Raw genomic sequence first — 9,554 nt, 5'->3', positions numbered from 1 at the left:
GATCCCCTCGGCCTTGGCGATGGTCGACAGGCAGGGGGAGGACAGCGACTGGTGCAGGAATGCCTCCGCGTCGCGCGCCAGCAAATCGCGCGTCGCCGCATCGGGATAGCGCGCCGCCCAGTCACGGCGCGCGTCCGACGTATTGGACTCGCCTTCGGTATGGGTGATCACACCAACCTCTTTCTTCTGTTTTCAAATACTCCTGCCGGAGGCTTCCTTCCGCACCACGTGCTCACCTTGGCCATGGCAGTGAGTAGGTCTTCACGTTTGTGAAGAACTTCATGGCTTCGGTGACGCCTTCCTTGACGCCGTTGCCTGAGTCTTTGATGCCGCCGAAGGGTGAGGTTTCGATGCGGTAGCCGGGTTGTTCCCAGATGTTGACGGTGCCCACGTTCAGCCCTTCGATAAAGGCTTGCATGCGGCGGAAGTCGTTGGTGCAGACGCCCGACGACAGGCCGAACTCGGTCGAATTTGAGATCGCCATGACCTCTTCGTCATTGTCCGGGACGCGAACGATCGGGATGACGGGGCCGAAGGTTTCCTCCATCACCAGTTCGCTGTCATGGGGCACGTGATCGACGACGATGGGGGGCAGCAACGCGCCCTTGCGGCCCGGATCGTAGAGCACCTTGGCGCCCTGATCGGCGGCCATGTAGACGCGTTTTTCGAATAGCTCTGCGGCCTGCGAATGGATCACGCAGCCCAGTTCAGTCTCAGGGTCCATTGGATCGCCGAAGCGGATCTTCTTGGCCTTCTCCAGCACCATGGGCACGAAGCGGTCGGCGACGCTTTCCTGCACGAGGATGCGTTTCACCGCCGTGCAGCGCTGGCCGCTATTGCCGGTCGCCCCCGCCACCGCAATCGTCGCGGCCTTCTCAAGATCGGCATCGTCGAGGTCGTTCAGCACGATCAGGGGATCGTTGCCACCGAGTTCCAGCGCCTGACGCTTGTAGACCCCCCTGGCGGCGATCATCTTGCCCACCGGCACACCGCCGGTGAAGGTGATGATGTCGATATTGGGGTTGGTGATCATCTCATCGCCGATATCACCGGGCAGGCCGGTGACGATCTGGAACATCTCGGGCGGCAGCCCGGCCTCATAAAGGATATCGGCCAGCGTGATCGCAGTCAGCGGCGTCAGTTCGGTCGGCTTGCAGACCATGCAGTTGTTGGTGGCGATCGACGGCGCGATTTTGTGGCTGACCATGTTCAGGGGATGGTTGAAGGGCGTGATGGCGCTGATCGCCCGCACCGGTTCGCGCTTGGTATAGATCTTGCGGTCCTTGCCGTTATGGGTGAGGTCGCAGGAAAAGATCTGCCCGTCATCTTGCAAGGCTTGCGCTGCGGCGAAGGTATAGACATCCTGGGCGCGCTTGGTCTCATAGACCGCATGCTGGTAGCAGATGCCAAGCTCCAGCACCAACCACTTCGCCAGATAGTCGCGCCGCTCGCCGATGATCTCGCCGGTGCGCTTCAGGATCTGGCTGCGCTCGTAGCGCGTCAGTTTCGAGCGGTAATTCGCGGCAATCTCGAAGGCGCGGCGCGCATGTTCGGCCGTGCCGGCAGGCACCGTGCCGACGACCTCATCGGTATAGGGATAGCGGACCTCGATCACCTTGTCGGTAAAGACCACCTCGCCGCCGATCCGCATGCCTTCACGGCGTATGTCCTGGTCGATCTTGTTCATTCGGGCTTTCCTTTTCTCGGATCGGCGTTTCTGATGCCCCTCGCAAGGCGAGGTGCGGAATGATCATTCGGGATGCGGATGGCAGCGATGCCGATGCGGTCTGGGCCATGCTGGAACCTGTCTTCCGGGCTGGCAAGACCTATGCGATCGATGGGGACATCCCGCGCGAGGCGGCGCTGGCCTACTGGACGCGTGAGCATGTCTTTCTGGCCGAAGGGGACGGCCAGCCACTTGGCACCTTCTACATTCAGCGCAATCGCCCCGGCGGCGGGGCGCATTACTGCAATTGCGGCTTTGTCACCGCGCCGGGGTCGGAAGGGCGCGGCGTGGCGCGCGGTATGCTGGAAAGCGCACTCGCCAAGGCCCGCGCTTTGGGGTTTGAAGCGATGGTCTTCAATTTCGTCGTTGCCAGCAATACGCGCGCTGTCGCCCTCTGGCAGCTTTACGGCTTTGAGGAGGTCGGCCGTGTGCCCGGCGCGTTCAGGAACAGCGCCGGCGCAGAGGCCGACGCTCTGGTGATGTTCCGCCGTCTGTGACGCCACCGCCATCCCCGCCCCTTAAAGTGCGGCCGCGGTGCAGGCGTAGAGGAAAGCGTCGAAGTTCCTGAGCTCGGGCGCATTCGGCAGGTCCACCTTGCGGTTTACGATGAAGGGCACATCCTGCTCGGTCAGGCCGCCATGGGAGCGCAGCGGTTCCTTCAGTGCCGCCAGGTCATGGCGATGGGCCGAGGTGCCGATGGTCATGGTCTCGCCCGAGATCATGACGATATCGCCGATCCGGTCGGCGGGCAGCTCGAACCGCGTCACCGCCTCTTCGCGGGTCACGACAAGGGTGATCCCCGCCTGCGCCGCCAGCCGGTCCATGATGTCGTTGCGGTCGGCCCCTTCGGGCAGATAGCAGGTGGCAAACGACCCCAGCGCCCCGTGATGGACGACATAAGGATCGGTGATCGGCAGGATCACCCGGGCCCTGTCCTTGACCAGCCAGTCATCCATCAGATCCTGCACATAGATCACCGCAGGCGTGCCATCGGCCTTGTGCTTGGGCTTCATGCCGTGATCGGCGGTGACGACGACAGCGGCCCCCAGCGCATCAAGCTCCCCCAGATAGCGGTCGAACATGGCGTAGAAGTCCTTCGCGCCCTTCTGGTCGGGGGCGTATTTGTGCTGGATGTAATCGGTCGTGGAGAGATACATCACGTCCGGCTTGAACTCTTTCAGCAGCTTCACACCGGCGGCGAAGACGAATTCGGAAAGCTCGGCCGAATAGACCGCAGGCACCGGCATCCCGAGCCAGTCGCTCGCATTGTCGATCCCGTGTTCGGCCTTGGTGGTGGTGCCGGATTTCTCGGACGAGAAGGCAATCGCCCGATCCTCGTCGAACTTCAAACCCGCCCCCAGAAGCGCGCGCAGCTTGTCCTTGGCGGTGACCATCGCCACCCGGGCGTCGGCCTCATAAAAGCGCGAAAAGATCGTCGGCGCGCGCAGGAAGCGCACGTCATTCATCATCACCTCTTCGCCGGTATCGGGATCAAAAAGGAAGTTGCCGCAGATGCCATGAACGCTGGGCGGCCGCCCGGTGGCGATGGAAAGGTTGTTCGGGTTGGTGAAAGACGGAATGACCGAATGCGCCAGCCGATCGGTGCCCTCCGCCCGCATCCGCTTCAGAACCGGCATCAACCCCTCGGCAATCGCAACCTCAAGATAGGCAGGCTCACACCCATCCAGACAAATCGCAACCGCAGGCACCTTCGGCCAGGGATAAGCACGGTCATTCGCAATAACAGGCGCAGGGGTATGCATGTTCATTGGTCTTCCTTCCGTCAGAATGTCGGGGCCGTTTCAGGCGGCGAGTTTGGCGCGTTCGGCGATGGCGGCTGCGGGCGGGGCGGCAGAGGTGACGCCCATTTCGGTCAATGCCTCTCCGGCGGCCTTTACCACCTTGCGCATCACATGTTCGTCCATCCGGCCGATGCAACCGACGCGGAAACTCTCCACGACCGTCAGCTTGCCGGGATAGATGATGAAGCCCTTGGTCTTCATCTTTTCATAGAAGTCGTTGAAGATGAAATTCGGGTCGGCGGGGCAGAAGAAGGTCACGATGATGGGCGAGAGCCAGCGGTCCTTCAGCAATGTCTCGAACCCCAGATCCCGCATCCCTTCGACCATCACGTCGCGGTTGCGGCAATAGCGTGCACCCCGCCCCGCAACACCGCCTTCTTCGGCGTGAAGCCGCAGGGCTTCAAGAAAGGCCGCGACGACATGGGTGGGCGGCGTGTAGCGCCACTGGCCGGTCTTTTCGAGATAGGCCCATTGCGCGTGGATATCGAGCGCCAGCGAATGACTGTTACCCTTGCACGCCTCCAGTTCGGATTTGCGCGCGATGACAAAGCCAAAGCCCGGCACGCCCTCGATGCATTTGTTGGCCGACGAGACCATCGCCTCATAGCGGATCTCATTCACATCCAGCGGCAGCGCGCCGAAGGCTGACATGGAATCGATCAAGAGCTTGCGGCCCTTGGCGTAGACGGCGTCTGAGATTTCGGCGACCGGGTTCAGGATCCCCGAAGATGTCTCGCAATGGATCACGATGACATGGGTAATGTCCGGGTCCGCATCGAGTGCTGCGGCGACCTCATCGCCCCGGGGCGGCATGTAATCGCCCTTGTCGATCAGCGTGTAACCCCGGCCAAGATATTTCATCGTCTCGGCTGCACGGAGCCCGTAGGCGCCGTTGGCCAGAACCAGAACCTTGCCGTCCCAGGGAATGAACGTGCCCAGCATCGCCTCGACCGAGAAGGAGCCCGAGCCCTGCATTGGCACGCAGACAAATTCCTCCATCGTGTCGCCTGCAAGCGCCACAAGCTGATCGCAAAGCGATTTGGTCATTGCCCGGAAATCGGCATCCCAGGAGCCCCAGTCCCTTAGCATCGCTTCCTTGGTAGAAAAGGCCGTGGTCAGCGGGCCGGGGGTGAGCAGATAGGGTTCACCCAGTTTCGGTGCGGGCAGGGGTGCGGTTTCGGTCATGCGGATGCTCCGTTCGGGGAGGCTGCGATCGGGGGTGTTTTTCCATGCGGCAAGTCATATGTAAAATCGTTATTTTAGATTGATATATCGATTCTACTAATGCAAGGTGACGCCCTTATCCGCAAGAGATCCACGATGCGTTACGTCCAGCTTCGCGCCTTCCATCATGTCGCCGTATCGGGTGGTTTTTCCCGCGCGGCCGAGGCCTTGCACCTGACCCAGCCCGCGATTTCCGATCAGGTCCGCAAGCTGGAAGAGGAATACGAAATCCTTCTGTTCAACAGGCACAAGAAACAGGTCAGTCTGACGCCGCAGGGCGACCGGCTGCTGGAGATCACAAGGCGGCTTTTCGACAGTGAGCAACAGGCGCTGGAGCTTCTGTCCGAAGTGCGGGCCCTGCGTGCGGGCACGCTCAGGATCGTCGCCGACAGCGCGCATCACCTCTTGCATATTCTTGCGCGCTTTCGCGACCGCTACCCGGGGGTCCGGATCACTGTCCATTCGGGCAATACCGAAAGCGTGCTTGACGCGCTCTATGCCTATGAGGCCGATATCGGTGTGCTGGGCAACATGCCCGAGAGCCGCGATATCGAGGCGCTGAAACTGAACTCCACCCCCATTGTTGCCTTCGTGGCGCGGGATCATCCGGTGGCGGGTCGTCCGAGCCTGAGTTTTCGCGATCTGGCGGCATTGCCGCTGGTTCTGCGCGAAGAGGGGTCGCGGACGCGGGCGAAGCTGGAGGACAATGCCCGTGTGGCGGGGATCGTGCTGACACCGGCGATTGAGGCCGAGGGGCGCGAAGCGGTGCGCGAGATCGTTGCCTCCGGCGCGGGCGTGGGGTTCGTCTCGGCGGCCGAATTCGGGTCTGACGCGCGGCTTGTCAGTATTCCCATCATGGGGGGCGGGGAAATGATGATGGACGAGGCGCTGATCTGCCTGCGCGAACGCAAGGCGGGCAAGCTGGTGCAGGCCTTCTTCGAGGTGGCGGCGGAGATGGCGACCACGTAGCGGCGGATAGGGTCCACCAAGCAGACAAACATTAAAAAACCGCGCCAGTTGTGGCGCGGTTTTGTTTTCCAAGTCTGCAGTAAAGATTACTGCGCGACGTCCTCGTCGTCCTGACCGGCCGAACCGATATCGTCGAAAAGTTCGGCGATTTCGAAATCGGCGGCGGCTTCTTCCTCGGCGGCAAGCTCCTGGATGGACTTGCCCGAGGCCTGAAGCTCGGCCTCTTCGGTCGAACGGGCGACGTTCAGCACGATCGTGGCCGACACTTCCGGGTGCAGAACAACTTCAACGTCGTGAAGGCCCAGATCCTTGATCGGGCGGGTCAGGACGACCTGTTTGCGATCAACGGTGAAGCCCTCTTCGGTCGCGGCATCGGCGGCGTCACGGGTGGTGACCGAGCCGTAAAGCGCACCGGCGTCGGACGCCGAGCGAATCACGATGAAGGTCTGACCGTCGAGCTTTGCAGCGACCTGTTCGGCCTCTTTCTTGGTCTCGAGGTTCTGCGCTTCGAGCTGTGCCTTGCGGCCTTCGAAGCCCTTGATGTTGTCGGCCGAGGCGCGAAGCGCCTTGCCCTGCGGCAGAAGGAAGTTGCGCGCGTAGCCGTCCTTGACTTTGACGACTTCGCCCATCTGGCCAAGCTTGGCCACGCGTTCGAGAAGGATCACTTGCATGTTCGTGTCTCCTTACTTCACGGCATAGGGCAGAAGGGCGAGGAAGCGGGCACGCTTGATGGCGCGGGCCAGCTCACGCTGCTTCTTGGCCGAAACGGCGGTGATACGGGCGGGCACGATCTTGCCACGCTCGGAGATGTAGCGCTGGAGAAGACGGACATCCTTGTAGTCGATCTTCGGCGCATTATCACCCGAGAAGGGGCAGACCTTGCGGCGGCGGAAAAACGGTTTGTTCGCCATGGTTTAGGTTCCTTTCCTCAGGCTGTGATCAACGGCGCTCGCGGCGTTCGCCGCGGTCGTCGCGTTTCTGCATCTGGACCGAGGGACCGTCTTCATGCGCGTCGACCTTGATCGACATCACGCGCATCACGTCGTCATGCAGACGGGCAAGGCGCTCCATCTCCAGCACGGCGGCCGAGGGCGCGTCGGTGCGCAGATAGGCATAGTGGCCCTTGCGGTTCTTGTTGATCTTGTAGGCCATCGTCTTGACGCCCCAGTACTCGTGATCGACGACCTTGCCGCCATTATCCGCGAGGACGGTGGAGAAATGTTCGATGAGGCCTTCGGCCTGCGCGTTGGAAAGGTCCTGACGCGCGATGAGGACATGCTCATATAGCGGCATGCATACTCCTATCAGTCTCAGGCGGCTTCATAGGCGGGCGACCCCTTCCGCAGCCCGCCACGAGAGGCTTCGCCGGTTCCCGTGAATGCGGAAGGATGCGGCCTTATAGTGGAATGCGTGAAGGATGCAAGCGGTCCACGCATTGGGTTACCTCTCGGTCTGGCAGTCCGCGACCGGGACTTTGTTGCCGTTGATTGCATTCTACAAAGCGCTCGCTTAACGGGAAGGCATGAAAATCCTTAACGGGAAGGCATGAAAATCCTAGCCTGAGAAATGACTGCTTGAGGCACATACAGGCGGGCGGTTCCAAAGAAGGTAGAACAAATGGAAAGCACAATCACGACTTCATCGAACGGAAGCACTTGGGAGATTGTGCCCGCCAATACTATCGCGGGAATAATTCTCACGGTGCTGTTTTTCTACATGTTTTTCAGGCATATGCTTTTCGTCCTAATGTTCATGGACGTAATCCTTGGATGGCTCCGTAAGTTTGATTGGTTTCCAAAGGAAGGGAAACGCCGGAAAACAATAATTCACTGAGTTATCGCGCTAGGCTTATTCTTAGGGTTCCTTGCCGTTGCAGGTTCTGCGGGTTGGCTAGATTTCATCCCTAAATAAATAACACCATCCTCAGTGGGACATTTGGGCTCGAAGCGGAATTTTCAAACCCAGGCGCTACCGCGATACAGGTCAGGGCGTGACACCCGGCCCTGTCTTGGCCAGCTTGTCGCGCAGCCGGTCGAAGGTCGTGGGGGCCATCGTGCCCAGGAAGATCGTGATCGCCAGGAACATCAGATACTGATCGAACTCCGTCACATGGGCATATTGGTAGGTGATCACGTCGTCATGGGCGCTCTTGATCTTGGTCGAGGACACCATCATCCCCACCGTGAACATCGCAACAGGTGCCGAGACCAGCCACAGATGTTTGCGCTTCTGCATCGAGTGCAGCTTGAGCTGATCGCAGATCACCACGCCGAACAGGAAGGCGATGAAGGGCACCAGATAGGCCAAGGCGAGAAGCTTGACCGTGATGTCAAAAAAGGCGGGTTCCATGGTCAGTTCCCCTCCGGGCTGAGAATGATGATTGAGCGGGTGCCGGTCGGTGCGGCGCCGGCGGTTGGGGCGGTTTCGGTGGTGACGGACAGGCTGCGTGTGGTCACGGCCTCACCGGGTTCGAAATTCAGGCTGCGGGTCATCGGGGTCTGGCTGGTCTCAAAGTTCCGGCTGAGGCTGTTTTCGGTTTCGCCGAAATAGACCCAGCCTGCTGCGGCCGGATCGACCGAGCCTGTGACCGGGTCGACGGGTGCGATCTGAATCCAGGTCTGGGATGCGCCGACGCCGCTTTGGACATCGAACTGGTCGAGGATCAGGTATTCAGCGCCGACTGCGGTTTTGCCCATCTCGTTGCCAGGTGTGCGCCAGAAGCCGGAAGGGGGTGCGTCGCGGATCGGCGCGGGTTGGCTGGGCTGCATCAACTGGCCTTCCAGCGCCTGCGCATGGGCCGGTGTCGCTGCAGCACTCAACCACAAAATGGCTGCCGCCGCGGATGCGATCGGAATAGATGACATCGAACTGCTCCAAATACGGGTCTAATCAAAGGTCTTTGCAATTCGGATAGTGTAGCATGGCGGCCGTCATCTGTCATGCCGCGCCATCTTTTGATGAGGCCCCGGTCTGAAGCTAGATTTGCTCCCTTTTCGATCGTTGACTTGCAGCGCAAATTCACCTGGCGCTTTCGGGGTGTTCTTGGGAGATTGCCGCGACTTTCCGGATGTCCGATAACTCCGATTGTCAAACAGCACAGATTTGCAGTCAGGAACCTCTCATCCGGATCAGGCTGGCCCGTAGAGAGCCTTCGCCCGTTCCTCGAAGGCCCGCACGACCCGGTGCATCGCCTCGTCAAAGACCACCCCGATCAGCTTTTGCAGAATTGCATTCCGGAACGCGAAATCGACGAAGAACGACACTTCGCAGCCGCCCTCCTCGCGGTCGCGAAAGGTCCAGTTCGATTGCATGTGCTGAAACGGCCCGTCGAGGCATTCCGTAACAATCCGCCCTTCGTCAGGCCACTGAACAACCTGGCTCCCGAACCGTTCCCGAAAGACCTTGAACGAGATCACGAGGTCCGCCTCCATCACCTCGGCCCCGTCGGGGCGCGATGTGCGGGACCGGATGCGCGCGGCGGCGGTCCAGGGCAGAAATTCCGGGTAGCGGGCGACATCGGCGACCAGATCGTACATCTGGCGGGCCGAATAGGGCATCACACGGGTTTCGGAATGGGTCGGCATCGCGCGTCCATGGTGACTCTGCCCCCCCGTGTCGCTAAATGGAGGGGGGAATTCAAGGGGACCGCATGCCGCATCGTGATTACGTTATCGACGAAATGATATCCGCCAAGTCCATCGCCGCGCGGGTGGAAGCTTTGGCCAAGGAGATCACCAAGGCCTTCAACGGCACCGACAAACTGGTGGTCGTCGGCCTTCTGCGCGGCTCCTTCGTCTTCATCGCCGACCTGGTGCGCGAGATCGACCTGCCGG

General features: G+C 60.7%; 11 protein-coding genes and 1 pseudogene. 3 read left to right on the top strand and 9 right to left on the bottom strand.

Annotation, left to right across the window (positions count from 1 at the left end):
• Positions 1–232: 232 nt before the first annotated feature.
• Positions 233–1,687, bottom strand: a complete 1,455-nt coding sequence (gene phnY, locus WBB85_RS01725; RefSeq protein WP_432636898.1) for a phosphonoacetaldehyde dehydrogenase — start codon at positions 1,685–1,687, stop codon at positions 233–235.
• 59 nt (positions 1,688–1,746) lie between these two features.
• Between phnY and WBB85_RS01720 the strand changes: the two genes are divergently transcribed.
• Positions 1,747–2,223, top strand: coding sequence for a GNAT family N-acetyltransferase (locus WBB85_RS01720; protein WP_432636897.1), 477 nt, complete (start codon positions 1,747–1,749; stop codon positions 2,221–2,223).
• A gap of 21 nt (positions 2,224–2,244) precedes the next feature.
• Here WBB85_RS01720 and phnA read toward each other — a convergent pair whose 3' ends face one another.
• Together phnA and WBB85_RS01710 are read right to left on the bottom strand one after the other, a co-directional pair.
• Complete coding sequence (gene phnA, locus WBB85_RS01715; RefSeq protein WP_432636896.1) at positions 2,245–3,495, bottom strand: phosphonoacetate hydrolase; 1,251 nt, start codon at positions 3,493–3,495, stop codon at positions 2,245–2,247.
• Between the two features lie 33 nt (positions 3,496–3,528).
• Entirely contained in the window at positions 3,529–4,713 is a 1,185-nt protein-coding gene (locus tag WBB85_RS01710) for a 2-aminoethylphosphonate--pyruvate transaminase (protein ID WP_432636895.1), read from the bottom strand.
• 135 nt (positions 4,714–4,848) lie between these two features.
• On the opposite strand from WBB85_RS01710, the gene WBB85_RS01705 reads away from it, so the two are divergent.
• On the top strand, positions 4,849–5,721 hold the full coding sequence (locus tag WBB85_RS01705; protein ID WP_432636894.1) for a LysR substrate-binding domain-containing protein: 873 nt from the start codon (positions 4,849–4,851) through the stop codon (positions 5,719–5,721).
• Positions 5,722–5,807: 86 nt separating this feature from the next.
• Here WBB85_RS01705 and rplI read toward each other — a convergent pair whose 3' ends face one another.
• From rplI to WBB85_RS01675, 6 genes are all read right to left on the bottom strand, one after another.
• Complete coding sequence (gene rplI, locus WBB85_RS01700; protein ID WP_432636893.1) at positions 5,808–6,392, bottom strand: 50S ribosomal protein L9; 585 nt, start codon at positions 6,390–6,392, stop codon at positions 5,808–5,810.
• Between the two features lie 12 nt (positions 6,393–6,404).
• A complete protein-coding gene (rpsR, locus tag WBB85_RS01695) occupies positions 6,405–6,632 on the bottom strand; it encodes a 30S ribosomal protein S18 (protein ID WP_105514010.1) in 228 nt (75 codons plus the stop codon).
• 28 nt (positions 6,633–6,660) lie between these two features.
• Entirely contained in the window at positions 6,661–7,014 is a 354-nt protein-coding gene (rpsF, locus tag WBB85_RS01690) for a 30S ribosomal protein S6 (protein WP_432636892.1), read from the bottom strand.
• Positions 7,015–7,704: 690 nt separating this feature from the next.
• A complete protein-coding gene (locus tag WBB85_RS01685) occupies positions 7,705–8,070 on the bottom strand; it encodes a DUF1275 family protein (RefSeq protein ID WP_432636891.1) in 366 nt (121 codons plus the stop codon).
• A gap of 2 nt (positions 8,071–8,072) precedes the next feature.
• Positions 8,073–8,585: a hypothetical protein gene (locus tag WBB85_RS01680; RefSeq protein ID WP_432636890.1), complete on the bottom strand. Its 513-nt coding sequence runs from the start codon at positions 8,583–8,585 to the stop codon at positions 8,073–8,075.
• A 264-nt stretch (positions 8,586–8,849) separates the two neighbouring features.
• Positions 8,850–9,305 carry a type II toxin-antitoxin system RatA family toxin gene (locus WBB85_RS01675; RefSeq protein WP_432636889.1) on the bottom strand — a complete coding sequence of 152 codons (456 nt, stop codon included), beginning with the start codon at positions 9,303–9,305 and terminating at the stop codon, positions 8,850–8,852.
• 65 nt (positions 9,306–9,370) lie between these two features.
• Between WBB85_RS01675 and WBB85_RS01670 the strand changes: the two are divergent.
• Positions 9,371–9,554, top strand: a pseudogene (locus WBB85_RS01670) (hypoxanthine phosphoribosyltransferase); the annotation flags it as partial.

This window comes from Albidovulum sp. (genome assembly GCF_049646345.1).
GTDB lineage: Bacteria > Pseudomonadota > Alphaproteobacteria > Rhodobacterales > Rhodobacteraceae > Albidovulum.
Note: the sequence above shows the minus strand (reverse complement) of the source record. Positions and strands in the feature narration are given on the sequence as shown.